This window comes from Aeromicrobium panaciterrae (assembly GCF_039537165.1).
GTDB lineage: Bacteria > Actinomycetota > Actinomycetes > Propionibacteriales > Nocardioidaceae > Aeromicrobium > Aeromicrobium panaciterrae.
This window is the reverse complement of sequence record NZ_BAAAZZ010000002.1, coordinates 523,885-548,562: the sequence shown is the minus strand read 5'-3', so window position 1 is coordinate 548,562 and position 24,678 is coordinate 523,885. Positions and strand designations below refer to the sequence as shown.

At 68.4% G+C, this 24,678-nt stretch carries 25 protein-coding genes; 15 read left to right on the top strand and 10 right to left on the bottom strand.

Going from position 1 to position 24,678, the window contains the following annotated elements; genetic code table 11:
* Positions 1-26 precede the first annotated feature (26 nt).
* From mtrA to secA, 8 genes are all read left to right on the top strand, one after another.
* A complete protein-coding gene (gene mtrA, locus ABD683_RS03165; RefSeq protein WP_344767231.1) occupies positions 27-722 on the top strand; it encodes an MtrAB system response regulator MtrA in 696 nt (231 codons plus the stop codon).
* Positions 722-2,251 carry an MtrAB system histidine kinase MtrB gene (mtrB, locus tag ABD683_RS03160; RefSeq protein WP_344767225.1) on the top strand — a complete coding sequence of 510 codons (1,530 nt, stop codon included), beginning with the start codon at positions 722-724 and terminating at the stop codon, positions 2,249-2,251. Before mtrA ends, mtrB begins: the two co-directional genes overlap by 1 nt.
* Positions 2,248-3,972 (top strand): LpqB family beta-propeller domain-containing protein, encoded by a 1,725-nt coding sequence (locus ABD683_RS03155; protein ID WP_344767223.1) that lies wholly within the window; start codon positions 2,248-2,250, stop codon positions 3,970-3,972. Before mtrB ends, ABD683_RS03155 begins: the two co-directional genes overlap by 4 nt.
* A 59-nt stretch (positions 3,973-4,031) precedes the next feature.
* On the top strand, positions 4,032-4,727 hold the full coding sequence (locus ABD683_RS03150; RefSeq protein ID WP_344767220.1) for a ComF family protein: 696 nt from the start codon (positions 4,032-4,034) through the stop codon (positions 4,725-4,727).
* A 90-nt stretch (positions 4,728-4,817) separates the two neighbouring features.
* Entirely contained in the window at positions 4,818-5,444 is a 627-nt protein-coding gene (hpf, locus tag ABD683_RS03145) for a ribosome hibernation-promoting factor, HPF/YfiA family (RefSeq protein WP_344767218.1), read from the top strand.
* A gap of 33 nt (positions 5,445-5,477) precedes the next feature.
* Positions 5,478-6,143, top strand: a complete 666-nt coding sequence (locus ABD683_RS03140) for a response regulator (RefSeq protein WP_344767216.1) — start codon at positions 5,478-5,480, stop codon at positions 6,141-6,143.
* Positions 6,144-6,190: 47 nt separating this feature from the next.
* Positions 6,191-7,393 (top strand): winged helix-turn-helix domain-containing protein, encoded by a 1,203-nt coding sequence (locus tag ABD683_RS03135; protein ID WP_344767214.1) that lies wholly within the window; start codon positions 6,191-6,193, stop codon positions 7,391-7,393.
* Positions 7,394-7,470: 77 nt separating this feature from the next.
* Entirely contained in the window at positions 7,471-10,167 is a 2,697-nt protein-coding gene (gene secA, locus ABD683_RS03130) for a preprotein translocase subunit SecA (RefSeq protein ID WP_425548527.1), read from the top strand.
* Position 10,168: 1 nt separating this feature from the next.
* Here secA and ABD683_RS03125 read toward each other — a convergent pair whose 3' ends face one another.
* Entirely contained in the window at positions 10,169-10,651 is a 483-nt protein-coding gene (locus ABD683_RS03125) for an Rv3235 family protein (RefSeq protein ID WP_344767210.1), read from the bottom strand.
* Complete coding sequence (locus ABD683_RS03120; RefSeq protein WP_344767208.1) at positions 10,648-11,229, bottom strand: LysM peptidoglycan-binding domain-containing protein; 582 nt, start codon at positions 11,227-11,229, stop codon at positions 10,648-10,650. The genes ABD683_RS03125 and ABD683_RS03120 overlap by 4 nt, the downstream gene beginning before the upstream one ends.
* A gap of 123 nt (positions 11,230-11,352) precedes the next feature.
* On the opposite strand from ABD683_RS03120, the gene ABD683_RS03115 reads away from it, so the two are divergent.
* A complete protein-coding gene (locus ABD683_RS03115; RefSeq protein ID WP_344767207.1) occupies positions 11,353-11,856 on the top strand; it encodes a hypothetical protein in 504 nt (167 codons plus the stop codon).
* Here the strand turns inward: ABD683_RS03115 and ABD683_RS03110 are convergent.
* Complete coding sequence (locus tag ABD683_RS03110; RefSeq protein WP_344767205.1) at positions 11,840-12,079, bottom strand: helix-turn-helix domain-containing protein; 240 nt, start codon at positions 12,077-12,079, stop codon at positions 11,840-11,842. The genes ABD683_RS03115 and ABD683_RS03110 overlap by 17 nt on opposite strands.
* A gap of 166 nt (positions 12,080-12,245) precedes the next feature.
* Between ABD683_RS03110 and ABD683_RS03105 the strand changes: the two genes are divergently transcribed.
* The 4 genes from ABD683_RS03105 to ABD683_RS03090 are packed head-to-tail and all read left to right on the top strand — an operon-like array spanning position 12,246 to position 15,723.
* Entirely contained in the window at positions 12,246-12,857 is a 612-nt protein-coding gene (locus tag ABD683_RS03105) for a hypothetical protein (protein ID WP_344767203.1), read from the top strand.
* A complete protein-coding gene (locus ABD683_RS03100; RefSeq protein WP_344767202.1) occupies positions 12,857-13,996 on the top strand; it encodes a CpaE/TadZ family protein in 1,140 nt (379 codons plus the stop codon). Before ABD683_RS03105 ends, ABD683_RS03100 begins: the two co-directional genes overlap by 1 nt.
* Positions 13,997-14,041: 45 nt before the next feature.
* The gene (locus ABD683_RS03095; protein WP_344767200.1) at positions 14,042-15,433 is read left to right on the top strand and encodes a WS/DGAT/MGAT family O-acyltransferase; all 1,392 of its coding nucleotides are present in this window, start codon (positions 14,042-14,044) and stop codon (positions 15,431-15,433) included.
* The gene (locus ABD683_RS03090) at positions 15,430-15,723 is read left to right on the top strand and encodes a hypothetical protein (protein WP_344767198.1); all 294 of its coding nucleotides are present in this window, start codon (positions 15,430-15,432) and stop codon (positions 15,721-15,723) included. The genes ABD683_RS03095 and ABD683_RS03090 overlap by 4 nt, the downstream gene beginning before the upstream one ends.
* Before the next feature lie 109 nt (positions 15,724-15,832).
* Here the strand turns inward: ABD683_RS03090 and ABD683_RS03085 are convergent, their stop codons facing one another.
* The 6 genes from ABD683_RS03085 to ABD683_RS03060 form a co-directional block, all read right to left on the bottom strand.
* A complete protein-coding gene (locus ABD683_RS03085) occupies positions 15,833-16,318 on the bottom strand; it encodes a DUF2505 domain-containing protein (protein ID WP_344767197.1) in 486 nt (161 codons plus the stop codon).
* 4 nt (positions 16,319-16,322) lie between these two features.
* Positions 16,323-17,066 (bottom strand): PspA/IM30 family protein, encoded by a 744-nt coding sequence (locus ABD683_RS03080; RefSeq protein ID WP_344767196.1) that lies wholly within the window; start codon positions 17,064-17,066, stop codon positions 16,323-16,325.
* A gap of 66 nt (positions 17,067-17,132) precedes the next feature.
* Positions 17,133-19,103: a TPM domain-containing protein gene (locus ABD683_RS03075; RefSeq protein ID WP_344767194.1), complete on the bottom strand. Its 1,971-nt coding sequence runs from the start codon at positions 19,101-19,103 to the stop codon at positions 17,133-17,135.
* A gap of 65 nt (positions 19,104-19,168) precedes the next feature.
* Positions 19,169-20,617: a sensor histidine kinase gene (locus tag ABD683_RS03070; protein WP_344767192.1), complete on the bottom strand. Its 1,449-nt coding sequence runs from the start codon at positions 20,615-20,617 to the stop codon at positions 19,169-19,171.
* A 6-nt stretch (positions 20,618-20,623) separates the two neighbouring features.
* Positions 20,624-21,340: a response regulator transcription factor gene (locus ABD683_RS03065; protein ID WP_344767190.1), complete on the bottom strand. Its 717-nt coding sequence runs from the start codon at positions 21,338-21,340 to the stop codon at positions 20,624-20,626.
* A 66-nt stretch (positions 21,341-21,406) separates the two neighbouring features.
* Positions 21,407-22,210 carry an enoyl-CoA hydratase-related protein gene (locus tag ABD683_RS03060; RefSeq protein ID WP_344767188.1) on the bottom strand — a complete coding sequence of 268 codons (804 nt, stop codon included), beginning with the start codon at positions 22,208-22,210 and terminating at the stop codon, positions 21,407-21,409.
* Positions 22,211-22,317: 107 nt separating this feature from the next.
* On the opposite strand from ABD683_RS03060, the gene ABD683_RS03055 reads away from it, so the two are divergent.
* Together ABD683_RS03055 and ABD683_RS03050 are read left to right on the top strand one after the other, a co-directional pair.
* The gene (locus ABD683_RS03055) at positions 22,318-22,479 is read left to right on the top strand and encodes a DUF3117 domain-containing protein (protein WP_019145023.1); all 162 of its coding nucleotides are present in this window, start codon (positions 22,318-22,320) and stop codon (positions 22,477-22,479) included.
* Positions 22,479-22,838: a hypothetical protein gene (locus ABD683_RS03050; RefSeq protein WP_344767186.1), complete on the top strand. Its 360-nt coding sequence runs from the start codon at positions 22,479-22,481 to the stop codon at positions 22,836-22,838. Before ABD683_RS03055 ends, ABD683_RS03050 begins: the two co-directional genes overlap by 1 nt.
* 189 nt (positions 22,839-23,027) lie before the next feature.
* Here ABD683_RS03050 and ABD683_RS03045 read toward each other — a convergent pair whose 3' ends face one another.
* A complete protein-coding gene (locus tag ABD683_RS03045; protein WP_344767184.1) occupies positions 23,028-24,566 on the bottom strand; it encodes a S53 family peptidase in 1,539 nt (512 codons plus the stop codon).
* Positions 24,567-24,678 lie beyond the last annotated feature (112 nt).

The window sequence follows — 24,678 nt, the reverse complement described above, 5'->3', positions numbered from 1 at the left end:
ACGTGGCTCCGTATCATTGAGCTTCCATGAATTATCGAAGGACGAAGCGGGACCGGGTGCTGGTCGTCGATGACGACGCATCGCTCGCCGAGATGCTCACGATCGTCCTCGAGGGCGAAGGTCTCACGACGGGCGTGTGCCGGTCGGGCGATCGGGTCATGGCTGCCTTCACGCAGTTCAAGCCCGACGTCGTCCTGCTCGACCTGATGCTTCCCGGCCTCGACGGCATGAGCGTGTGCCGTCAGATCCGCGAGAAGTCGGCCGTGCCGATCATCATGCTGACCGCCAAGGCCGACACGCCTGACGTCGTCGCCGGGCTCGAGGCCGGTGCGGACGACTACATCACCAAGCCGTTCAAGAACACCGAGCTGGTGGCCCGCGTACGCGCCCGGTTGCGCCGCTCCGACACCCTCGTCGAGCCGCTGGTGTTCGGTGAGATCGTGCTCGACCCCGCCGGGCACACCGTGACCCGCAAGGGGGCTCCGCTGGAGCTGACTCCGCTAGAGTTCGACCTGCTGGCCTGCTTGCTGAGCGATCCCTCGCAGGTGTTCACCCGTGAGACGTTGCTGCAGAAGGTCTGGGGCTACCACCACCCGGGCGACACCAAGCTGGTCAACGTCCACATGACCCGCCTGCGGTCCAAGATCGAGGACGACGCCGAGAACCCCGAGATCATCCGCACGGTCCGCGGGGTCGGCTACCAGGCGATCACCCCGTCCTGATGCGCGGACTCGCCGGCATCTGGCGCCGTTCGATCCAGGCTCGAGTCGTCACCAGCACGATCCTGCTGAGCGCGCTCGTCATCTCGCTGACCGGCTGGGCGCTGCTGCGCGACGTGGCGGGGGGCCTCGCTGAGAGCCGTCGGGTCGCCGCGATCTCGGAGGCCCGCGCCGGCTTCGAGTCGGCACAGGACCGGCTGGACGCTGCCGTGGAGACCGAGCCCGGGACGCAGTCGCAGACGTTGACCCAGATGGTCGACTCGCTGACGAGCTCGCGAGGTGGCAGGCGGACGTACGAGCTGGTCCTCCAGGGCCCGCTCGCCGCAGCGGATGGACAGGTGCCCGTGAGATCGTCTGCGCCGATCATGCCGGACGCGCTGCCGGCCGACCTGGCCAACAAGGTCAAGAGCCAGGATGGCACCTATTGGCGCTACTCCAAGCTGGGCCTTCTCGGCGGCACGGACCGCGAGGCGTCGGTCGTCGTGGGCAGCCAGCTCCGCGCGCCCGGCACCGGCGACACCTACGCGCTGTTCTACCTGTTCTCGATGGCCGACCAGCAGGCAACGCTCGACCTGGTGCGCCGCGCGCTGCTCCTCGGCGGGCTCGCAATGGTGCTCATGGTCGGCGGGGTCGCCTGGCTGGTCTCGCGCCAGGTGCTCGATCCGGTACGCATGGCTCGCCGCATCGCCGAGCGGTACGCCAGCGGCAATCTCGAGCAACGCATGCATGTCAGCGGCGAGGACGACATCGCCCGGCTCAGCACGTCGTTCAACCAGATGGCGGCGAGCCTGCAGAGCCAGATCCGGCGCCTCGAGAACCTCTCACGCCTCCAGCAACGATTCGTCTCCGACGTGTCGCACGAGCTCCGCACGCCACTGACGACCGTGCAGATGGCGAGCGAGGTGTTGTACGACTCGCGCGAACGCTTCGATCCGCAGACAGCCCGCTCCGCCGAGCTGCTCAAGGGCGAGCTCGACCGCTTCGAGTCGCTGCTGTCGGACCTGCTCGACCTGAGCCGTTTCGACGCCGGCGCCGCCAAGCTCGCCCTCGACACGATCGACATGTCGCAGGTCGCCCGTGAGGCCGCCGAGGACGGGCTGGTCGCCCGCAAGGGCATCGCGGTCAAGGTCATCGGTGTCGACGAGCCGGCCGTCGTCGAGGCCGACATCCGCCGGATCGATCGCATCGTGCGCAACCTGATGACGAATGCCGCGAAGTACAGCGGCTCGGACCGGCTCGAGATCGAGGTCGCGCAGAACGACGAGTGCGTGTCGCTGGCCGTACGCGACTTCGGCGTCGGGCTCAGCGGCGACGAGAGCCTTCGGGTGTTCGACCGCTTCTGGCGCGCCGATCCCGCGCGTACGCAGGGTGGCACCGGCCTCGGACTGCCGATCTCGCGCGAGGACGCGACGCTGCACGGCGGCACCCTCGCGGCCTGGGGTGCACCCGGCGAGGGCAGCGAGTTCATCCTGACGATCCCCAAGCCGGACGGATCCTCGGCCAACCCCGCGCTCGTGTCGGTGTACGCATGACGCGCAGGGTGCTCGTGGCACTGGCCACCGTCGTGCTCGTCGGCGCCTGCGGCGGCATCCCGACGTCGGGTCCCGTCACCCGCGTCAAGGACGACGGCGGGCTGGGAGAGAGCACGGTGCAGTACGCGCCGGCGCTGCCCAAGGCGGGGGCGACGCCGCAGGAGATCGTGCTCGGCTACGTCGACGCCATGCTCGCGTTCCCGGTCTCGACCGGCACGGCATCGGCGTTCCTCACCCCTGCGGCCGCCAAGAGCTGGCGCCCGCTCGACGGCGTGCGGGTCTACGCGCGGCCCAAGGTCTCAGATGCGGTGCCCGATCGGTCGACCGACGTGGACGGTGACGATGACGCGGGTGACCGCGTCGTCGTACAGCTGACCTCCGACCAGGTGGCCCGCCTCGACCAGCAGGGACGTTACTCGCGGTTGAGCGGTGACGCCGAGCTGACCTATGTACTGCAGCAGGTCAAGGGGGAGTGGCGCATCGCGACTCCCCAGTCGGGGATGATGGTGAGCTCGAAGTACTTCGCCGACCACTTCCGGTCGTTCGACATCTTCATGTTCGACCGTCCGGGAAGGCGGCTGCTGCCCGTGCCGGTCTACCTCGCGGTCGGTGACCAGCTGGCGACCTCGCTGGTGGCGAGCCTCGCCCGCGGCCCGGCCGACGACCTGGGTGACCTGACCCGTACGTACGTCCCGCCGCAGGACACGCTTCGGCCGTCCGTGCCGGTATCGGCCGACGGCGTGGCCGACGTCGAGTTTGACGCCGACCTGCGCACCAGCGCCGAGTCGGTGCAGGACCGGCTGTCGGCGCAGATCGTCTGGACGCTGCGGCAGGTGCCCGGGATCCGCGGGGTCCGGCTGTCCGGTGGCGCGAACGTGATCGGCCGCAGCGGGCTGCCGGTGCAGCCGATCGACTCGTGGGGAGCGTTCGGGCCGAGCATGGCGGGCACCCACGCCTACGCGCTCAGCCATGACACCGTCGTGCAGATCGACGATGGAGAAGTCGCGCCGCTCACCGGACTCTGGGGCAAGAACGCCCATGGAGCCGAGCGCATCGCGGTCAGTGATTCCGGTGTCGCCGGCGTGCTCAAGGGCCGCTCCGAGGTCAGGGTCACCAATCGCGCCGGCAACGCTGCTCGTACGTTCGCCGGCAACCAGATCCTGACACCGCGCTGGGACCGCGACGGTGTGCTCTGGTTGGTCGACCGATTCGGCGGAGACACCCGGGTGCGACTCGTACGTGACGAGACGTTGTCGACGCCGCCGATCGGGAAGCTGGCGGACCTCGACATCAACACGTTCACCCTGTCGCCCGGCGGATCGCGCTATGCCGTCACGACGAGCACGGGTGTCCACGTGGGGTTGATCGAGCGCAACGACAAGAACCAGATCACCGGCCTCGCCCCGCCTGTGCGAGTCCCGATCGACGCGGCGAAGCCGTCGTCTGCGGTGTGGACCACCGACACCCAGCTGGCGTTCCTCGCGGGCAGCGACGTGAGTCGCCAGGTGCAGCTGGTCAGCATCGACGGCTCGGTCCCCAACTCTGGTCCCGCCGAAGCGCTGCTGCCGGACGTCGGCGCCGATCTCCTGGTGCTGGGGTCCGGTGACCCGGCGGCCCGCTACGCCACCGACATCACGCAACGGCTCTGGTACCTCCCGCCGGGTGGCACGTGGCACCTGGTGAAGACGCCGACGGTCACAGGGTTGACGTACGGCCGTTGATTCCACAGTGCTCGCCGGCTGCCGCCCGGTGTCGAGCGCGATTGAAGGATGCTCGACCGATGGGCGAGCTCGCGGTGTCCGCAGCGGACCTGGTGCTGGGCGCGCGCTGCGCCGGTTGTGGTCGGCCGGCTCTTGGTCTGTGCCGGCCATGTGGCCTGTCGATACGCCCCGGGCCGACCGTGTCCTGGCCACAGCCGGCTCCGGTGGATCTGTGCGGGCCGCACCCCGTGCCCCCGGTCTCGGCCGGGGTCAACGAGGGGGTGCTCCGTTCGACGATGATCGCGTGGAAGGAGCGCGGTCAGTTCGGTCTCACCGCCCCCTTGGCACACCTGCTGGCCTCCTCCGTCGTGGCGCTCGCTGCCGAGGAACCCGTCCTCATGGTGCCGGTGCCGACCTCGCGGCGCAGCAGGCGAGCTCGTGGCGCCGACCTCGTCGACGAGCTGGCACAGGCGGCGGCGCGACTGCTGCGGCGGGTCGGGCTCGACGTTCGTGTCGAGCAGGCGTTGGCCTACACCCGGGCGACCGTCGACCAGTCCGAGCTCGGCTCGACGGCTCGTGCCGCCAACCTGCAAGGCGCCTTCTGCGTACGGAGAGGGCGACCGCGTTCGTCGGGATCGGTGGTCGTGGTCGACGACATCCTCACCACCGGATCGACCGTGGGCGAGGCGGCTCGGGCACTCACGGCGGCGGGTCGTCGCCCGATCGGTGTCGCCGTGGTGGCCGCGACGCCTCTCAGGTCTGGGAGTTCGCAATGAACTCCGTGCTTGCTATGGAGATATTTGCGACGCGGGTCTACCGTCGCCATATGGCATGAGTCGGGCACCACTCAAGACGAAGGAGCTCCCATGGAAATTGTCGTCAACGGTCGCAACAGCGAGATCTCCGAGCGATTCAGGGAGCACGTCGAGGAAAAGCTCCTCCGCATCGGCAAGTACGACACCCGCCAGAAGATCCACCGCGTCGAGGTCGAGGTGACGCATGAAAAGAACCCTCGCCAGCACGACACCGCGGCTCGCGTCGAGATGACACTCCGCTCACGAGGACCCGCCGTACGCGCCGAGGCCGCGTCGACGGACCAGCACTCCGCACTCGACGCCGCGATCGACAAGCTCGAGTCCCGCCTGCGCAGGGCGGTTGACCGCAATCGCATCCACCACGGGCAGCGCGGCCCGACCTCGCTCGGGTCAGCCACGGCGGACCTGCCACTCGAGGAGCTCGCCGACGAGCTCAGGGACGACGACCCGCCGACCACGAAGGCCGGCCCGATCGACGTGCAGGGCGACTGCCCGCTGGTCGTGCGCGAGAAGACGCACCAGGCGCAGGCGATGACGCTCGAGCAGGCGATGTACGAGATGGAGCTCGTGGGTCACGACTTCTATCTGTTCCTCGAGAAGGACTCGATGCGCCCCAGCGTCGTCTACCTTCGCCGGGCCTATGACTACGGCGTCATCCACCTCGACGTCACGACCTGATGCGTTGGCCGTCATTCGTGGCATGATCGGCGTGTGAGTATCCGGGGTGACAACAGCATTCGCGTGCTGCTGGTCGACGACCAGGAGCTCTTTCGTCGTGGCGTGAAGATGGTCCTCGGCGCCGACGAGACGCTGGAGCTGGCCGAGGTCGACGACGGCGACAAGGCGCTCGAGCTGGTAGCCGACAACCCGTTCGACGTGGTGCTGCTCGACGTCCGCATGCCCGGTCGCAGCGGAGTCGAGGTGTGCGCGGCGATCAAGGAGATCTCGCCGACCACCGGCATCATCATGCTGACCGCCAGTGACGACGAGTCCGACCTCTACGAGTCGATCCGCAGTGGCGCCTCGGGCTACCTCCTCAAGGACGGATCGACCTACGAGCAGGTCGCCGAGGCCGTACGCCTCGTCGCCTCCGGCCAGTCGCTGATCAGCCCCAGCATGGCGACCAAGCTGCTCGACGAGTTCGTCCAGATGTCCAAGAGCCCGACACCGGCGACCAACCTCACGCCGCGCGAGCTCGGCGTGCTGCGCCATGTCGCGCGCGGTCTGAGCAACCGCGAGATCGCCGAAGAGCTGTTCATCAGTGAAAACACGGTCAAGAACCACATCCGCAACATCCTCGAGAAGCTCCAGATGAAGTCGCGCATGGAAGCCGCGATGTTCGCGGTGCGCAGCAAGCTCGTCGACGACGTCCTCTAGGGCGTGACTCGCCCTAAATGTCTGCGGCATGGACCACGATCGGGTCCATGAACCTGACCACGACGCAGGCTCGCCGCATCGCGCTGGCGGCGCAGGGATTCACCCGGCCCAGGCCCGACGACGTGGCGATGCGTCACGTGCAGAAGGTCATCGACCGACTCGGGTTCTTCCAGATCGATTCGGTCAACGTCCTCCAGCGCGCGCACTACATGCCGCTGTTCTCGCGACTCGGCGCCTACGACATCGAGCTCCTGCACCGCGCTGCGGGGCGCAGACCGCGTCGTCTGTTCGAGTACTGGGCGCACGAGGCGGCCCTGGTCGACGTCGGTCTCTGGCAGGCGATGCAGTTCCGGATGGAGTCGGGCGCACGCATGTGGGGCGGCATGAAGCGGATCTTCGACGAGAAGCCCGAGTTCGTCGACTGGGTGCTGCAGGAGGTGCGGGACAACGGTCCGTTGACGGCGCGCGAGGTCGAGCACGACGCACCCCGCGACAAGGACAACTGGGGCTGGAACTGGTCCGAGGTCAAGATGGCGCTCGAATACCTCTTCTACAAGGGCAAGGTCACTGCCGCATGGCGCAACTCGGCGTTCGAGCGTGTCTATGACCTTCCCGAACGCGTCATTCCGCAGGCCCAGCTGGAGGCGCCGCCGCTGGACGAGGCCGAGGCGCACGGGGTGCTCGTCAGCCATGCGGCACGGGCTCTCGGTGTCGGGACCGCCCAGTGCTTCCGTGACTACTTCCGCATGGCTCCGGAGCCGACCAGGGCGGCGATCGAGGAGCTCGTCGACACCGGAGAGCTGATCCCGACGACGATCACCGGGTGGAAGCGACCCGCATACCTCCACCGCGACGCCGTGCAGCCCCGCACGGTGTCAGCACGGGCGTTGCTCAGTCCGTTCGACCCGCTGGTGTTCGAGCGCACTCGTACGTCGCTGCTGTTCGACTTCCACTACCGCATCGAGATCTACGTGCCGGCCGCAAAACGCGTGCACGGCTACTACGTCCTGCCGTTCCTCCTCGGCGATCGGCTCGTGGCTCGAGTCGACCTCAAGGCCGATCGGCAGGCAAGCACGCTCGTCGTGCACGGCGCGTGGGCCGAGGAGCACGCCCCCGACTCGACGGCCGCCGAGCTCGCTGCCGAGCTCCAGCAGATGGCCGACTGGCTCGGGCTCGAGCAGGTGGCGCCACCCGTCAAGGGCGATCTGGCCGGGGAACTCACGGCATGCCTGGGGCGTCACCTAAGATAGTGGGGTTCCCACTCTTTGAAGAACGCCGCCTCAGGAAGTTCACTTTCGTGCCAAAAATTGTCGACAAGATCCTTCGCATGGGCGAGGGCAAGATCCTCAAGCAGCTCGAGGCGATTGCCAAGCAGGTGAACGCGCTCGAGGACGAGTTCAAGGCCATGAGCGATGACGAGCTGCGCGGCATGACCGAGGAGTTCAAGGGCCGACTGGCAGACGGTGAGTCGCTCGACGACATCATGCCCGAGGCGTTCGCGACGGTACGCGAGGCCGCATCCCGCGTGCTGGGCCAGCGTCACTTCGACGTGCAGATCATGGGCGGCGCCGCGCTTCATCTCGGCAACATCGCCGAGATGAAGACCGGCGAGGGCAAGACCCTCGTGTCGACGCTGCCGGCCTACCTCAACGCCCTCGAGGGCAAGGGCGTCCACGTCGTCACGGTCAACGACTACCTCGCGAAGTACCACGCGGAGTGGATGGGCCGCGTCCACCACTTCCTGGGCCTGACGGTCGGCCAGATCCTGCCGAGCATGACTCCGAACGATCGCCGCGAGTCCTACGCCGCCGACATCACCTATGGCACCAACAACGAGTTCGGCTTCGACTACCTCCGCGACAACATGGCCGACAACATCGCCGACTGCGTGCAGCGTGGTCACAACTTCGCGATCGTCGACGAGGTCGACTCGATCCTGATCGACGAGGCCCGTACGCCGCTGATCATCTCGGGTCCGACCGAGGACGAGGTCAAGTGGTACGCCGAGTTCGCCCGCATCGTCGGTGCGATGAAGATCGACGAGCACTACGAGGTCGACGAGAAGAAGCGCACGATCGCCGTCACCGAGGAGGGCATCGACCGGGTCGAGGACCAGCTCGGCATCGACAACCTCTACGACTCGGTCAACACGCCGCTGATCGGTTTCCTCAACAACGCGATCAAGGCCAAGGAGCTGTTCAAGAACGACAAGGACTACGTCGTCATCGAGGGCGAGGTCCTGATCGTCGACGAGCACACCGGACGCATCCTGGACGGACGCCGCTACAACGAAGGCCTGCACCAGGCGATCGAGGCCAAGGAGGGCGTACGCATCCGCGAGGAATACCAGACGCTCGCCACGATCACGCTGCAGAACTACTTCCGCCTCTACGACAAGCTCGGCGGCATGACTGGTACGGCCCTCACCGAGGCGTCGGAGTTCGACAAGATCTACAAGCTTGGCGTCGTACCGATCCCGACCAACAAGCCGGTCGCCCGAATCGACCAGCCCGACCTGGTCTATCGCACCGAGCAGGCGAAGTTCGACGCCGTCGTCGAAGACATCGCCGACCGGCACGCCAAGGGCCAGCCGATCCTGGTCGGCACGACCAGCGTCGCCAAGAGCGAGCGCCTCTCCAAGCAGCTCAAGAAGCGCGGCGTCCCGCACGAGGTGCTCAACGCCAAGCAGCACGATCGCGAGGCGGCCATCGTCGCCATGGCCGGCCACAAGGGCGCCGTCACGGTCGCCACCAACATGGCCGGACGCGGTACCGACATCATGCTCGGCGGTAGCGTCGAGTTCCTGGCCGACGCCGCACTGCGTGCCAAGGGCCTCGACCCGCTCGAGGACTCCGACGCCTACGAAGCCGCCTGGCCCGAGGAGCTCAAGCGGGTCGAGGCGCAGGTCGCCTCCGAGCACGAGGAGGTCACCGCAGCCGGTGGACTCGCCGTGATCGGCACCGAGCGCCACGAGTCGCGCCGTATCGACAACCAGCTGCGAGGCCGTTCGGGCCGTCAGGGCGACCCGGGCGAGACCCGGTTCTACCTGTCGCTCGAGGACGACCTGATGCGACTGTTCAAGTCCGACTGGGTCAACTGGGTCCTGCAGAAGATGAAGATCCCCGACGACCAGCCGATCGAGGACAAGCGCGTCACCGGCGCGATCGCCTCGGCGCAGGGCCAGGTCGAGGCGCAGAACTTCGACACCCGCAAGAACATCCTCAAGTACGACGACGTGATGAGCCGCCAGCGCGAGGTCATCTACACCGAGCGTCGTGAGGTCCTCGAGGGCCAGGACATGAACGAGTGGGTCCGCTCGATGATCGGCGAGGTCACGGGTGCCTACATCGACGGCGCCACGGAAGGGTTCCCCGAGGAGTGGGAGCTCGACCAGCTGTGGACCGCACTCGGCACGCTCTATCCCATCAGCCTCACGATCGAGGGTGTCGAGGGCGAGGCCGGCGGTCGCGAGGCGCTCTCACGTGAGTCGCTCAAGGACCTCGTCCTGGAGGACGCGCTGTCGGCCTACGAGAAGCGCGAGGCCGAGCTCGGCACCGAGGTGACACGCGAGCTGGAGCGCCGCGTCGTGCTCAGCGTGCTCGACCGCAAGTGGCGTGAGCACCTCTACGAGATGGACTACCTCCGTGAGGGCATCGGTCTGCGGGCCTACTCGCAGCGCGACCCGCTCGTGGAGTACCAGCGCGAGGGCTACGACCTCTTCAACGCCATGATGGAGGGCATCGCCGAGGAGTCGGTCGGCTTCCTGTTCAACCTCGACGTCCAGGTCGAGGCAGCGGACGAGGCAGAGCCCCAGGTGAAGGCCAAGGGCCTCGACAGCGAGAAGAAGCAGCAGGCTCTGTCCTACTCGTCACCGAGCGAGGATGGCGAGGCCGAGGTACGTGGCGAGTCGGCCGCGGCGTCAACTGAGACTCCCGAAGCCGAAGCACGCCGTCAGGCCAACGCCAAGGCCAAGGCCCGTCAGAAGGCCAAGCAGCAGCGCCAGTCGCGCAAGAGGAACCGCTGACCTAGGCCCATACCAGCGCCGTGCAGCGCCAGATCTTGTCGCCGCGGTGGGTCGTCTGGAGCTCGAGGCGTACGGCGAGGGCGCGCGAGCGACCTCGGTGCACCATGCGCCCGGCGATCTCGGCGGCCTCGTCGTTGACCATCGCGACGTGCACCGAGACGATGCGGGCGCCGCGGGCTGACACCGGTCGACGCGGGGCGCGGGCGTGCACCGTGAGCCGGGAGCTGAGTTGCTCATACACGTCGGGCGCCATCCACGGACCCATCTGGCGCACGGGGCGCTCGCCCGACAGCACCTCGACCAGGGCCTGCATGAACCGTGCCGAGCGTTCGCGCAGCGGCGTTGCGTCGCCGCGCTCCACCGGCACCGGCAGCACCGGCGTCATGCCGGGGAACGGCAGGGGGATCTGACCAGGTGAGGGTTCGACCATCCCGGTGAAGGACGGCCGGACGACGGGAACTGACAAGGCGGTGGCTGTCTTCATGAGCGGTCCTTCGTGGGCGGTGTGAGGTGTTGTGACGGGTGGATCAGGTCGGGGTCGTCGCCGATGACGGCGCGATTGGCGGCGTACCAGCGATCACACGCGTGCGCGATCTCGGCGTTGCTCGCGCCCGGCGGGAGCGACCGCGCGGCGATGGCCCACAAGGTGTCGCCGGGTCGTACGACGACCGTGTGGATGCTGGGAGAGGTCACCGGCCGGTCGGGGAGGCGGAGGCCATCGAGGGAGTGGAGCGCGGCCGGCGTCGTGGTCGACGAGCCCCGGTCAGCCTGGGCCGGAGCCACGGCGAGGGAACCGACCGCGCCCACGAACAGCGCGCGGCGAAGCATGCGCGGCGCCACGATGCGCAGAAGGAGCGAGGAAACGCGGAGCTGAGAGAGCCCGATGATCACGAGCACCCACAGGGAGAGCGTGAGCTGCACGAGGGAGCCCAGGGCGAGGAGCGCCTGCGGGAAGTCCGACCCGGCAACCTCGGAAGCCATCTCGTACGCGTCGGGCCCGAGGAGGCCCACGCTGAGCACTGCCAGACCGGCCAGGACCCACCCGCTGCGTGAAAGCATCATTCCCCCGAATGTCTTTGATCACGTTTGATGACGTTTGAAGACAGACAAGACCGTTTGAGGTGGGTTGTCAACCTGGGAGAACTGGGGGTGTGAAGTGCGCCCCGGCCGAGATAGCGTCCGCGTATGCGATGGGACCGGCTGTTCAGCGAGCTCGAGGCCCAGGCGGGCGACCTGGAGATGCAGGAGCGAGACGCCCTGGTCGAGGAGCTCCGCGACGGCGAGTGGGCGGAGACCTCGTGGCGGTCACTGATCGGCGGCCACGTGGTGCTCGACGTCATGGGGCTGGGCCGCGTCGAGGGCCGCGTGCAGCTCGTCAACGACCGTGTCGTCCAGCTGGCGGGACCCCGCGGCGGGCACGTCGTCGACGTCGGCGCCGTCACGGCGGTGCGCTCCACCGAGCGTCGAGCAGACGAGACATCCGTCGTCACGGCGGCCCTCGGCTGGGGTCATGTCTTCAGGGCCTTGCGCGCCGACGGTGAACAGATTCGGCTCGTCACGCGGAGCGGTTCGGCGATGGACGGCACGGTGGACGTGGTCGGTGCCGACTTCGTGAGGCTGCGCGAGGAGTCCGGCCGTGATCAGGTGGTGCCGTTTGCGGCCGTGGCGGTGGTCAGCGGTCGGACGTGACGTCGTCGTCCGACGTGTCGTGCTCGAGCGCGTCGGTGCGGGCGTACTGCCGGGAGATGTAGTCCTCGAGCTCGACCGCCTCGATGCGCCACTGCCCGCGGCCACCGATCTGGATGCCGCGCAGGTCGCCGGAGCGGACCAGAGCGTAGACCTGGCGCACCGTGACGTTGAGAACCTCGGCGACATCAGCCAGCGTGAGGAACCTCGGAGTGAGGGGCGGCATGTGCCCAGTTTCCCATGTCGCGGGGTCAGCCTGGAGGGCGGCCACGTGGTCTGTGGACAACCCGCTGGGGGTATGGACGCGCTCCGCCGAGTTCGATAGAACATTCCCTATGATCTGGCGGGGGCCTGATGATCCAGGGCAGACGAAGCGTGCAGCGGCGTCACGGTTGCACATCCGACCATGGCGCGATCCGCGGTTGCTGATCGGCGTGCTGCTGGTCCTCGGATCGACGATCCTCGGTGCGCGTCTGGTCGCCGCCGGTGACGAGACGGCCCAGTACTGGGCGCTCGACCGGACCGTGGCCGCCGGTGATCCGGTGAGCTCAGACGACCTCGTCGCCGTACGCGTGAAGCTCACCGCTGACGTGTCCGACAACTACCTGCGTACCGACGAGGAGTTCGCCGCACCGCTCGACTCCCTCCAGTGGGCCGAGCGCGCTGCGGGCGGCACCCTGGTGGAACGGTCGGCGCTGCTGCCCAAGGCCACGGTGGGACGCAGCCAGCTGCCGCTCAGCGTTGCGAGCGGGGCCTCCCCGGCAGACCTCGCCCGTGGCGACCTCGTCGACGTGTGGGTCGGCCCCGGTCCGGGTGACCAGTCCGACGACAAGGCCATTCGTGTCCTGCAGTCCGTGCGGATCGTCGAGACGGGTGACGAGTCGGTCTCGGTCGGCGGCTCGCTGGCACAGACCGTGCTGGTCGACGTCGCCGACACGCAGCTCGAGGGATCAGTCATCGGCACGGTCTCGTCGGGTCATGTCACCCTCGTACGGGTCTCCTGATGGACGTCGTCCTCGCCGCGGGCGGAGCCCCGTGGGAGGCTGCCGCGATCGGTGAGATCGAGGGGTCGTCCAAGCTCCGGCTGGCGCGGAGGTGCGTCGATGTCGCCGACCTGCTCGCCGTCACGCACACGGGTGTCGCCAGCGCCGCGCTCGTCCACACCGAGCTGTCAGGACTCGACGCCGACGCCGTGCATCGACTGGAACGGGCAGGCGTACGCGTTGCGGCCGTGGAGGCGGACGAGGCCCGGTGCCTTGGCCTCGGCATCTCTCGCCGCCTCTCGATCGGCGCTCTCGAGGTACTCACCCGCGACACCGTCGCTGCCGACACGTCGCCCGATCGGGGCACTATCGTGGCGGTCTGGGGGCCCGCGGGTGCACCGGGACGCAGCACCGTGGCGCTCTCCCTGGCGGCGGCCGCCGCGGCGCAGGGCGTCGACACGGTCCTGGTCGACGCCGACACCTATGGCGGGGCCCTCGCCCAGCTGCTCGCCGTGCTCGACGACGTCAGCGGGCTGATGGCGGCCTGTCGCGCGGCCAACAACGGACATCCCGGTCAGGTCGACGACCACCTGCTCGAGATCGAACCCCAGCTGCGACTCCTCACCGGACTGCCGCGAGCCGACATGTGGCCCCAGATCCGCCCGGGCGCGCTCGAGCTGGTGCTTCGGCAGCTGAGGTCCACGGCTGAGCTTGTCGTGATCGACTGCGGCTTCGCCCTCGAGCCGGGCGCGGGTACGGGGTCGACGCGCAACCAGGCGACGCTCCAGACCCTCGAGCTCGCCGATCAGGTGGTTGCTGTCGGCAAGGCCGATCCGGTCGGGCTCGCGCGACTCGTACGCGGTGTGCACGATCTCGCCGAGGCGCGTCGCGGGGCACAGCCTCCGACCGTCGTGATCAACATGATGCGGTCCACGCTGGGGTGGAAGGAGCGCGAGGTCGACTCGACACTGCGACGCCTGACCGGTCTCGCCACGACGTCATTCCTGCCGTTCGACCAGCTGAGCCTCGACGCGGCGATGATGTCGGGCCGTACGCCACGGCTGGCCGCCCCCTCGTCACCGTTCGTGGCACGCGTGGAAGTGCTGGCCAAGCAGCTCGCGACGGAATCTCGGGGCAGGAGCACGGTCTCGGCCTCCTGAGGTCAACCCGGTGGTAACTTCTCTGCAGGTCGTCAAAGGAGTGTCATGCAACGGTTGAGCCCGCTGGATGCGATGTTCCTGCAGCAGGACAGCCCGACCGTACCCCGACAGATCGCCTCGTTGGCCATCCTCGAGCCCGGCAAGGACCCGCTCGACTACGACCGGCTGATCCACGTCATCAACGAGCGCATCGACCTGGTGCCGCGCTATCGACAGGTGCCGCGTGGCGTCGGCCTCGGTGCGCCGGTCTGGGTCGACGACGAGAACTTCGACATCTCGATGCACGTACGCCGCTCGGCCCTTCCGCGGCCCGGCAAGGCTGATGCGCTGCACGAGCTGGTCGGCCGGCTGATCGCCCGCCGGCTCGACCTCGACCGTCCGTTGTGGGAGCTCTACCTGATCGAAGGGCTCACCAAGGGCCGCGTTGCCCTGCTGTTCAAGGCGCACCAGGCGCTCGTGGACGGATCCGAGACGGTCGACCTCGCCCAGGTCCTGCTCGAGGAGACCGCCAACGAGCGCGACATCCCGCACGAGGACTGGAACCCGCGCCCGACACCCACGACCGTCGCACTGGTCGCGGGCACGCTCACCCAGACCGTGCAGCATCCCGGCGAGGCCCTGCGGGTCGCCGAGGTCGCCCTGGGCCGGATCGCCCGGCTGCTGCCCGGCGCGGACGCGCAGGCACCCCACAGCGTGCTCGCGACCGAGCTCGGCCGGCACCGGCGATTCGCCTCGCTCGCGGCCGACCTCAACGACTTCCGCGCGGTGCGCGACGCACACGGCGGCACGGTCAACGACGTGATCCTGGCCGCCATCACCGGCGGCATCCGAGGCTGGATGCTGACCCGCGCCGAGCCCGTCTCCGCCAAGACCCGCTTTCGGGCAATGGTGCCGATGTCGGTGGTCTCCGACGACGGCCTGCCCACGTCGTTCGGCTCCAAGGTCCGTGGCCACCTGCTGTCGCTGCCGGTGGGGGAGACCAACCCCGTCGTACGCCTCCACCAGGTCTCGTACGCGCTCAAGGACCACCGCGAGACCGGCTCGGCGGTGGCGGCCAACAAGCTGGCCAACCTGCCGGGCTTCGCCACCTCGACGTTCCACGCCGTGGGCGCCCGGGTCGCCGCGTCCGAGGAGGGCCGCGGCCACCAGATCGTCATCACGAACGTTCCGGGACCACAGGACCCCGTCTACATCGACGGTGCAGCGGTGAGCGAGGTCTACCCGTGCGTGCCGCTGAGCGGCAGCCGCGCCGTCGCGATCGGTGTCACCTCCTACACCAGCAAGGTGTTCTTCGGCATCGTCGGCGACCGCGACGCGGTGCCCGACGTCGACGTGCTGGCCCAGTGCATCGAGGATGCGCTGCTCGAGCTGGTCGAGACGATCGACCAACGGCGCGCCCACGCTCCGCGCGGCCGGCAGAGGCCGGAGAAGACGTGAGGATCTACGTCGCCGTCGACGCCGAGCTGCTCCGGCAGCTGGCCGCGGGCGAGCGTGTCAGCGCACCGGCGTTCAGGGCCGAGACCGAGGACGAGGAGGACGAGGCAGCCGCACTCGAGGACGCCGCCGAGCACGGCTGCGTCGTGGTGGCAGCTGACGTGGACGGTACGGACGACGTGACGCTCGAGGACGTCGCGGCGTTGCACGTCGACCTCGACGGCACGGGCGACCTCGCGTGGTTCGCCACGCAAGAGATCGACGCCGTGCTCCGGATCGTGCAGGAGCACTGATCGCGGCGCACGGCGTCGATCTGTGGGACGAGCGCCAGCGAGCTCACCACGAGGACTGTCCTGCTGCTGCCTCCGTGTCGTGGCTTTACGTCGGAGGCAGCAGCAAGAGTCAGAGCCTTTGCATCCCGTAGGAGACCTCTTCGCGCAGTGACGCGACGATGGCTTTGGCAACCTCGGGCTCGATCTTCTTGCCGATGAACGGGATGTTGACCTTGACGTCCCCGTTCAGGGTGAACTCGGTCCCGCCACTCGAGGCCTTGAGGGTGGCCGTACCGACCATCTCGGCGGGCTGTCCGATGATGCTGACCTTGACGTTGGCCGTACGGTTGCCGTCCGCGTCAGGAGCGCTCCACACCTCGGTCTGCTTGACCTTGACGGTGCTTCCGGTGAGCTTCTTGACGAAGTCGGGCATGTCGGCCTCTTGCGTACGGAGCAACGTCACCGTCGCACCGTCACCGTCCGGCTCGACCTTGACGTCGTAGTCGGTCGCACCCTGGTTGGCGCACGACTCGGTGCGGAACGCCTGATCGGAGATCAGGGCATACACGCTCTCGACGTCGGCGCCCTCGTAGCTGAAGGATTCGGTGAGCTTCACGAGATCACTCTGACGAGCCGATGGCTGCGGTCGAACCGCCGGCCTTGAGCTCCGACAGACGCGCCTCGATCTCGGCGCTGCTGCTGTCACCCTCGAGCTCCTCGAACTGCGCGTCCAGGCTGGAGGCTGCCAGCTCGGACTTGCCGGCGACCTTGGCCTCCTCGCGGCGGACCTTTTCCTCAAAGCGCGAGACCTCGCTGGTCGGATCCATGACATCGATCGACTTGATGGCGTCGTGCACGGTGTTCTGTGCCTCGGCGGTCTTGGACCGGGCCACGAGCTGGTCGCGCTTGGTCTGCAGCTCCTCGAGCTTGCCCTTCATGGTGATCAGGCCGGTCTTGAGCTTCTCGACGACCTCGTTCTGCGAGGCGATCTGCGGGGCGGCCTGCTTGGCCTCGTTCTCGTAGCCGATCTGCTTGCCGAGGGCGATCTTGGCGAGCGCATCGAACTTGTCTGCCTCGGCAGGGGTGCCCGACGTGCGGAGCGAGTCGGCCTTCTGCGATGCGGCAAGTGCCTTGGCGCCCCACTCCTGGGCCGCGGCGATGTCTTCCGCGTGGTCGGCCTCGGCGAGGCGCAGGTTGCCGATCGTCTGCGCGACCGCCTCTTCGGCCTCGGCGATCGAGCTGGTGTAGTCGCGTACGAGCTGGTCCAGCATCTTCTCGGGGTCTTCGGCCTTGTCGAGGAGCGAGTTGATGTTGGCGCGGGTCAGCTGGCCGATACGGCCGAGGATGGACTGCTTCTTTGCCATGGTTTCGTCAACTTTCTGTAGGTAGTGCCCGTGCTGCTTGGATGTCGATCAGGTGCCGTGCTGGATCTAGAACCTTCCACCTCCGCCGCGCCGTGCGCGTGTGCCGCCGCCGCCGAAGCTGCCGGGGCCGCGGCCTCCGCCGCCTCCTCCGCCCCCGCCGCCGGTGAGGATGCCGCCGAGCCCTCCGCCGCCACCCCCGCCTCGTCCGAGTGCGTCGATCAGGATGCCACCGAGGACCATCGAGTTGAGGCCGCCGCCGCCGGACTGCTGGCGCTGGCTGCGCTCCCAGCTGCCGACATCGTTCTGGGCGAGCTGTTCGGCCTCGTTGACGAAGGCCTCGGCCTTCTGCAACGCCTCGAGGGATGCCGCCGGATCGGTCTGCAGGGTCTGCTGGGCGCGGTCGAGGTGTCGTGCTGCCTCCGACAGCCGCGTACGTGCCTCGGCTCCCACCGCGCCACGTCGGGTCTCGATGTAGTCGCTGACGGCCTTGACCCGCGACGTGACACGACCGAGGGACTCCGACAACGCGACGCGCGCCTTCTCGGCCTCGGCGGCGGCGGCACGCACGGGAGCCAGCAGGTCGTCGAGCGTGGCCTCGGCGGTCTGGAGGCCCGCCTCGGCGGCCAGGGGGTCGTTGCCTGCCTGCCGGGCGTACGTGATGGCAGCGGCGGCAGCCTGGGCTGCGGGCGTGATCGACGGATCATTGGCGGCGAGTCGTGCCGCGTCGTCGACGTCGAGCTGCAGCGACGAGAGACGGGCCGCGATCTTGGCCGGCGCCTCCTTGAGGTCGGCGTCGGCGTGGGCGACGGCATCGAGCAGCTTTGACGCCTGGCCGACGGCGTCCTCGGCGGCGCGGGCGTGCGTCACGGCGGTTGCCCGGTCGTCGGTCTTGAGCGACTCTTGGCCCTTGGCGACCTGCTCGCGAGCGGCCGCGATCAGCGACTCTGCCTGGTCGGCGTTGCCCTGGACGGACGCGAGTGACGCCGCGGGGTAGGCGGTGGCGAGCTGCGTGATCGTCTCGCGCGCACCGGGGATGCGCGCCAGGATCTCGCCGGCTCGCTGCTCCATGTCCTGGAGCACCTGCGGCGCCTTGGCCTGGAGGTCGCGGAGCTCGTCGAACTTCTCGACCTGCTCGTCGAGCGACTCACTGACGGCCATGCACAGCCGGATGATCTCGGCGTTCATCTGGCGCTTCTGCGGCTCGGTCTCGGGCTCGGAGTCGTCGAGCTTCTGGCGGAGCCCGAATGCCTCCTTGATCGTGGCGTGGCCGGATGAGACGACCTCGGCGAACTCGGCGGTCGCGTCCTTGCCGAATTGTGCCTCGGCGAAGCCCAGCTCCTGCTCGGAGGTCTTGATCGCGTCGTCGATGGCGACGAGGGCGGCGCTGGACTGCTTGTTGAGCTCGTCGGTCGACAGCTGCGAGAGCGGATCGATGGGCTGGCCGTGCTCGTCGAGCACGACGTGGGTGTCGTCATAGCGGCGGCGCATGCGGCGTACGACGAGGGCGCCGCCGCCGGCGACGACGACACCGCCGATCACGATGGCGCCCCAAGGGAGGCCGGAGTCCTCGGCAGCCTTGGTGTAGCCCTCTGCAGCGGCGATCGCGGCGCCGGCCCAGTCGCTCTTGCGTAGCTTTGGTTCGACCTCCTCAAGCTGGATTCGGTTGAACTCTTTGTCAGACAACGGGTGATCGGGTGGGATCGAAGTGCCGTATCGACGGTCTTCGGTCGCCACAGCGAGCAAGATCTCGGTCGTTCCCAGCCCGGACTTGGCTGCCGTCTCGTCGGACCACTCAGCGCCGCTCTTGCCGTCGAAGCTCTTGACGAAGACGACGAACAGCTGGAAGCCGGTCTTCTCCTGGTAGTCGTCCAGTGCCTTCTCGACCCTCGCCTTGTCGCTGGTGCTCAGCACCCCGGCGTTGTCGGTGATCTCTCCTTTCACGTCCAAGGGGGGATCGGCCTGCGCCGCCCCGCCGAAGCCCAAGGTGGCCAATGCCAGCAGAACCAACACCACGATTGCGCGTGCTTGGGGGATCACCCCTGTGATCTTGCTGCATCGCGGGGGGCGAGACAACTCATTCCCACGTATCGCCGCCGCCCGGTTCAGGCCGATCTCGGCATCCGGAGGGTGAACGTCGTGTCACCGGGTGAGCTGGTGACACCCGCGGTCCCGCCGTGGCCGTGCATGATCGCCTCGACGAGGGACATGCCGAGGCCTGCGCCGCCGGACGCGCGCGTCCTCGAGGAGTCGCCGCGGGTGAAGCGGTCGAACAGTGTGGGGAGCTGGTCGGCCGGTATCCCGGGGCCGTTGTCGTGGACCTCGATCACGACGTCGTCACCCTCGGTACGCATGCGCGTCGTGACGACCGTCCTGGGCGGGGTGTGGCGGCTGGCGTTGGTCAGCAGGTTGGTCACAGCCTGGTGCAGCCGCTGCTCGTCCCCGCTGACCGTGATCGGGTCGTCGGGCACGTCGAACGACCACTGGTGCCCTGGGTCGACCACCCGCGCGTCGTCGACCGCCTCGACCACGAGGCGGGTCAGGTCGACGTCATGGCGCTCGAGCTCGCGGCCGGCGTCGAGGCGTGCGAGGAGCAGCATGTCCTCGACCAGGGTGGACATACGGCCGGCCTCCGACTCGACCTTGGCGAGGATCTCGGCGGGGTCGGACTGTCCTGTGCGACGGCTGAGCTCGGCGTATCCCTTGATCGTCGACAGCGGAGTGCGGAGCTCGTGCGAGGCGTCGGCGAGAAACGTACGAGCCTGCTGCTCGCTCTCGTGCCGGGCGTCCAGCGCATGCTCCATGTGCTCGAGCAGCTTGTTGAGCGCCTCACCGACCTGCCCGACCTCGGTGGTCGCGCTGGTCAACTCGGTGGGTACGCGAACCGTCGTGCCCACGGCACCGGTCGACAGCGGCATCGCCGACACCTCGTTGGCGGTGGTGGCGACCTTGCGGAGCGGCTCCAGCTGGCGGCCGACCAGGATCCTGCCCGCGAGCGCTGCGAGGGCGATGCCGAGGAACGCGAGCGAGACCTCCCACCAGATCAGCGTGTTGATCGTGCCGTCGACGTCCTTGGTCGGCATGCCCTGGACCACGACAGGTCCGGTGGGCGTGCTCTGGGCCGCGACGCGGTAGGACCCGAGGCCCGGCACGCTCCGCGTGATCGGGTCCTTGCCGGGCGTGAGGTCGTTGATGGCGTCGAGCTGCTTCATTGTGAGGAACTGGAGGTTCCTCGACGAGGTGATGACCTGACCCTGGCCCGAGCCGCCCTCGAAGATCGCGGTGATGCTGCCCGCCCCGGTCCCGCGGACCTCCGGCGGCGGCCCTTGCGTCGTCGTCGGCCCCTTGCCCGGGTCACCCCTGGACTCCAGGAGCACCTGGCCGCCGGCGATGATCGCGCCGCGGCTGAGCGCGCCCCGTACCTGGCTGTCGAGCTGGTTGGTGAGGTAGGAGCGCATCACGATGGTCGCCACCGCGGCTATCAGGATGCTGATGACGGCCACGAGTGCGACGGCTGTGACGATCAGCCGGTTCGTGAGCGATGTCGGGAACATCCGGGCTCAGCTCGCCGGTTTCAAGACGTAGCCCGCGCCGCGCTTGGTGTGGATCATCGGCTCGTGCCCGGCATCGACCTTCTTGCGGAGGTAGGAGATGTAGATCTCGACGACATTGGCCTGACCGCCGAAGTCGTAGTCCCACACGCGGTCGAGGATCTGCGCCTTCGACAGCACGCGGCGCGGGTTGCGCATCAGGAAGCGCAGCAGCTCGAACTCGGTCGCGGTCAGCTCGATCGGCCGCCCTGCACGTTCGACGTCGCGGCTCTCCTCGTCGAGGCGGAGGTCGCCGACCGTGATGACGGCCTCGGGGCGTGCCTCGGTGGCGCCGCTGCGGCGCATGAGTCCGCGGAGCCGGGCGACGACCTCCTCGAGGCTGAACGGCTTGGTGACGTAGTCGTCGCCGCCGGCGGTGAGGCCTGCAACGCGGTCCTCGACGGCATCGCGGGCCGTGAGGAAGAGCACCGGGACGCCGGGGGAGTGCGCGCGTACCTTCCGCAGCACCTCCATGCCGTCGAAGTCGGGCAGCATCATGTCGAGCACGATCGCGTCGGGGGCGAACTCCTTGGCGCTCGTGACGGCCGTACGCCCGCTGTGTGCCGTCTCGATGTCCCAACCCTCGTAGCGCAGCGCCATGCTGAGCAGCTCGGCGATGTTGACCTCGTCGTCGACCACGAGCACGCGCAGCGGCGAACCGTCGGCACGGGTCAAGGAGGGGGCCATGACCCCAGTCTCACCCGACATGGCGTGGGAGACGTGTGAACAGCCTGTGAGGTTCCTGTGAGTCGCCTAGCGACCTGCGTAGACCGGCTTCTCCTTGGCGAGGAACGCCGCAACCGCGACGGCGTGATCTGCCGAGGCGCCGGTGATCGACATCTTCTGGCCCTCGTGCTCAAGGGACGACGGCAGGTCGTGCGTCGCGGAGAACGCGACGGCACGCTTGATCGATGCGTACGCGAGCGTCGGCCCGTCAGCCAGCTCGCGAGCGAGTGCCGCCACGGCGGCGTCGAAGTCGTCGTCGTCCACCACCGAGGTCGCGAGCCCGAGGGCATCGGCCTCGTCGGCGCTGATCGTGCGCGGGCGCATCAGCAGGTCGATGGCCCGCGCCTGGCCGACCAGCCGGGGGAGCGTCCAGGACGCACCGGTGTCGCAGGAGAAGGCAATCGCCGCGAACGCCGTGTTGAATCCCGCCGACCGCTTGAGGATGCGGAAGTCCGCTCCGAACGCGATGGAGGAACCCGCTCCGGCGGCGATGCCGTTGACGGCGGCGATCACCGGCTTGGGCATCGTCGTGATCGCGGTGATGATCGGGTTGTAGTGCTCGGCCACGGTGTCACCGGTGCTGAACGACTCGTCACCCTGCATACCGGCGACATGCTCCTTGAGGTCCTGACCCACGCAGAACGCGCGACCCGTGCCGGTCAGCACGACGCAGCGCACCTCGCTGTCGGCCGCCGCCCGGTGCAGGGCGTCCCGCAGCGCGACCTTGGTCGCCAGCGTCAGGCTGTTCATCCCATCGGGTCGGGCTAGCGTCACGGTGGCGACGCCGTCGGCCACCTCGTACGTCACCGGGGCGGTGTTCAGGTCACTCATGGGGCTCTCCTGTGGGACTGCGGTCGAAGGTGTTCGCGGCATAGGCGATAATAGGAGGCACGCGTCCAGCAGGATCAGCCGGACGCATCGCGACGAGAGGGGAACTGATGGCCGCCATGAAGCCACGGACCGGAGACGGCCCGATGGAGGTCACCAAGGAGGGACGCTGCATCGTGATGCGCGTTCCACTTGAAGGCGGCGGTCGCCTCGTCGTCGAGCTCAACAACGAAGAGGCCGCGACCCTCGGCGACGCACTCAAAGCTGTCTGATGTTCGGGCTGACCGTTCGCTGGTCATTGCAGGACGCCCCCAAGGGCACGCTCAAGGCGCTTCGCTCCTACGTCGAGGACGAGTCCTACGCCAAGTTCGCCGGTCTCGATGGCCTGCGGGTCAAGACGTGGCGTGCCCGCAAGGGTGAATGGTTCGAGGGTTCCTACGTGTTCGTCTCCGACGAGGCACGCGCGAAGTTCCAGGAGGACTTCGAGAAGCGCGCCGCCGACTCACCCGGATCCAAGATCGTTGGGTCTGCCCCGATCTCGATCGAGGCGTGCGAGATCGTCGCGGTCGTACGCGGACCGGCGGGCTTCCGCTCGTCGTCGCACTTCGAGCACGGCCGCGAGGATGACTGAGGACTGACCCGCCCCGCGGATCACGTCCTCGGCAGGCCAGGGAGCGAAGCGACCGTGAGCGTGCCGCGGCGAAGCCGCCAGCGTGCGAAGCCCGGTGAGGTGAGCACCCAGGTCGGCACCTTGGCCTCATTGCGAGCGGAGAACCGGTGGTGGTCGCTGCCAACCACCACCGGTCGTCCATGCCGTGAGCTACTGGGCAGCGAGCTGCGCGATGTAGCCAGCTGCCTTGGGTGAGCCCCAACCGGTGGTGAGGTCGTAGCCGGTCGTGGTGGGGAACCCTGGTACGGCACCCGGGTGCACGCTGCCGTCGGCCGCGAACTCCCACATCTGGTTGTCGTCCAGTACGCCGCTCGCCGCCGTGCCGTACGTGTGCGCCACGATGTCGGAGAAGCCCGCTGTACGGTCGAAGCTGCCGGAGTAGATGACCGAGTTGAGGTCACCGATCCCGGCCTTGCCCTCGGCTGCCCGGGCACCGTTGGCGATCGCCGTCAGCGCTGCGACCTGCGGTGAGGAGGACGACGTGCCACCGAAGACTCCCCAGGCGGCCGGTCCGGCAGCCTTCGGGAAGTAGGAGTGGAAGACCAGCACACCGCCGTTCACTGCCGCGTTCCAGGCGAGGTCGGGGACACCGCGGTGGGTGCCGACCACACTGGCGACGCCATCCTGGTAGGCCGGCCGCGCGTAGATGCTGGACGTCCCGCCGCCGGTGCCGATCGGGCTCCAGGTCTCGTTCCAGACCGCCTCGGAGCTGCCACCCGGCGTCCAGGACCAGTAGGCCGGGTTGCGGGAGCCGTCCGGGTTGAACGGGACGTCCGAGGTCGGGTTCCAGGTCCATCCGGACTGCACCTGCGTGCCGCCGACCGACGTGACGTAGGGCGAGACGTTCGGGTAGCTCGTCGAGGGATGGTCGAGCGGGTCGGTCTGGTGGTGCGCCCGTCCGACTCCCAGCGATCCGTCGTCGCCTGACGAGGCGAAGAACGTGTCGTGCTTGGCCTGGCCGCGCTTGAACGTCTGGTCGAAGCGGTCGAAGGCCTTCTTGGCGGCTGCGGGCGAGGCGAACGCCTCTTCGCTCGTGCCGAACGACATCGAGAACACCGTGCCTGCGGGGTACTTCGTGATGGCGTAGTCGATCGCGTTCATCAGGTTGGGCAGTCCCTGCACACCCTGGGTCTCGGCCGGCGGCGTGGCCAGCAGCACGATGTGCGCCTTGGGGGCGATGGCGTACGCCCACTGCACGTCGAGGTTGGCCTCACCCGCCCAGCCTGCGGCAGCTGCCGGACCCGAGGTGCCTGAACCGTTGCCCGGCGGGTCCTTGTAGCCCGGCTTGCCGAGGGGGAAGACCGCTTCGAAGTCGGGTGTCGGTCCGTTGAAGGTCTGCGCGAAGAAGTTGACGTCCTCGGCGGCTGTCGGACTTCCGTACGAGTCGACCAGCACGATCGTCTGGCCCTCGCCATCGGTGGTGTCCGGCGTCAGCGGGTCGAGACCATAGAACGCCCTGATGTCGTTCGGGGTGTAGCAGTGGATCGTCGTCGACACGCGATTGTCGGGCGCGGGGCGCTGACAGGCGACTGGGTCGGCCGCCGAGGCTGCGTCGGTGAATGCCGACTCGGGCGCCTGGGCGGCGAGAGGCAGCACGGCGCCCAGTGTGGTCGCCGGTGCCGCACCTGCTGTGAACGTGGCGAGCATGGCCGTGGTTCCCACGGCAGCCGCCAGCTTGAATACACGCATAGCGATGTTCCCCCTTGCAAAGTGCCCCGGGTGCGGGGCTACGGGATGGATCCGGATCTTCAGATCCATCCGTCAACGTATGCCCGGGTATTTGGCTGGGGGAAGGGGCGCG

Bases quoted from the DNA above. Each gene is read 5' to 3' on its own strand.
- mtrB (WP_344767225.1), top strand. From the start codon at position 722: ATGCGCGGACTCGCCGGCATCTGGCGCCGTTCGATCCAGGCTCGAGTC.
- secA (WP_425548527.1), top strand. From the start codon at position 7,471: ATGGGCGAGGGCAAGATCCTCAAGCAGCTCGAGGCGATTGCCAAGCAG.
- mtrA (WP_344767231.1), top strand. From the start codon at position 27: ATGAATTATCGAAGGACGAAGCGGGACCGGGTGCTGGTCGTCGATGAC.
- ABD683_RS03080 (WP_344767196.1), bottom strand. From the start codon at position 17,066: ATGGCAAAGAAGCAGTCCATCCTCGGCCGTATCGGCCAGCTGACCCGC.
- hpf (WP_344767218.1), top strand. From the start codon at position 4,818: ATGGAAATTGTCGTCAACGGTCGCAACAGCGAGATCTCCGAGCGATTC.
- ABD683_RS03055 (WP_019145023.1), top strand. From the start codon at position 22,318: ATGGCCGCCATGAAGCCACGGACCGGAGACGGCCCGATGGAGGTCACC.
- ABD683_RS03100 (WP_344767202.1), top strand. From the start codon at position 12,857: ATGGACGTCGTCCTCGCCGCGGGCGGAGCCCCGTGGGAGGCTGCCGCG.
- ABD683_RS03050 (WP_344767186.1), top strand. From the start codon at position 22,479: ATGTTCGGGCTGACCGTTCGCTGGTCATTGCAGGACGCCCCCAAGGGC.
- ABD683_RS03095 (WP_344767200.1), top strand. From the start codon at position 14,042: ATGCAACGGTTGAGCCCGCTGGATGCGATGTTCCTGCAGCAGGACAGC.
- ABD683_RS03070 (WP_344767192.1), bottom strand. From the start codon at position 20,617: ATGTTCCCGACATCGCTCACGAACCGGCTGATCGTCACAGCCGTCGCA.
- ABD683_RS03045 (WP_344767184.1), bottom strand. From the start codon at position 24,566: ATGCGTGTATTCAAGCTGGCGGCTGCCGTGGGAACCACGGCCATGCTC.
- ABD683_RS03155 (WP_344767223.1), top strand. From the start codon at position 2,248: ATGACGCGCAGGGTGCTCGTGGCACTGGCCACCGTCGTGCTCGTCGGC.
- ABD683_RS03115 (WP_344767207.1), top strand. From the start codon at position 11,353: ATGCGATGGGACCGGCTGTTCAGCGAGCTCGAGGCCCAGGCGGGCGAC.
- ABD683_RS03150 (WP_344767220.1), top strand. From the start codon at position 4,032: ATGGGCGAGCTCGCGGTGTCCGCAGCGGACCTGGTGCTGGGCGCGCGC.
- ABD683_RS03110 (WP_344767205.1), bottom strand. From the start codon at position 12,079: ATGCCGCCCCTCACTCCGAGGTTCCTCACGCTGGCTGATGTCGCCGAG.
- ABD683_RS03065 (WP_344767190.1), bottom strand. From the start codon at position 21,340: ATGGCCCCCTCCTTGACCCGTGCCGACGGTTCGCCGCTGCGCGTGCTC.
- ABD683_RS03135 (WP_344767214.1), top strand. From the start codon at position 6,191: ATGAACCTGACCACGACGCAGGCTCGCCGCATCGCGCTGGCGGCGCAG.
- ABD683_RS03060 (WP_344767188.1), bottom strand. From the start codon at position 22,210: ATGAGTGACCTGAACACCGCCCCGGTGACGTACGAGGTGGCCGACGGC.
- ABD683_RS03120 (WP_344767208.1), bottom strand. From the start codon at position 11,229: ATGATGCTTTCACGCAGCGGGTGGGTCCTGGCCGGTCTGGCAGTGCTC.
- ABD683_RS03125 (WP_344767210.1), bottom strand. From the start codon at position 10,651: ATGAAGACAGCCACCGCCTTGTCAGTTCCCGTCGTCCGGCCGTCCTTC.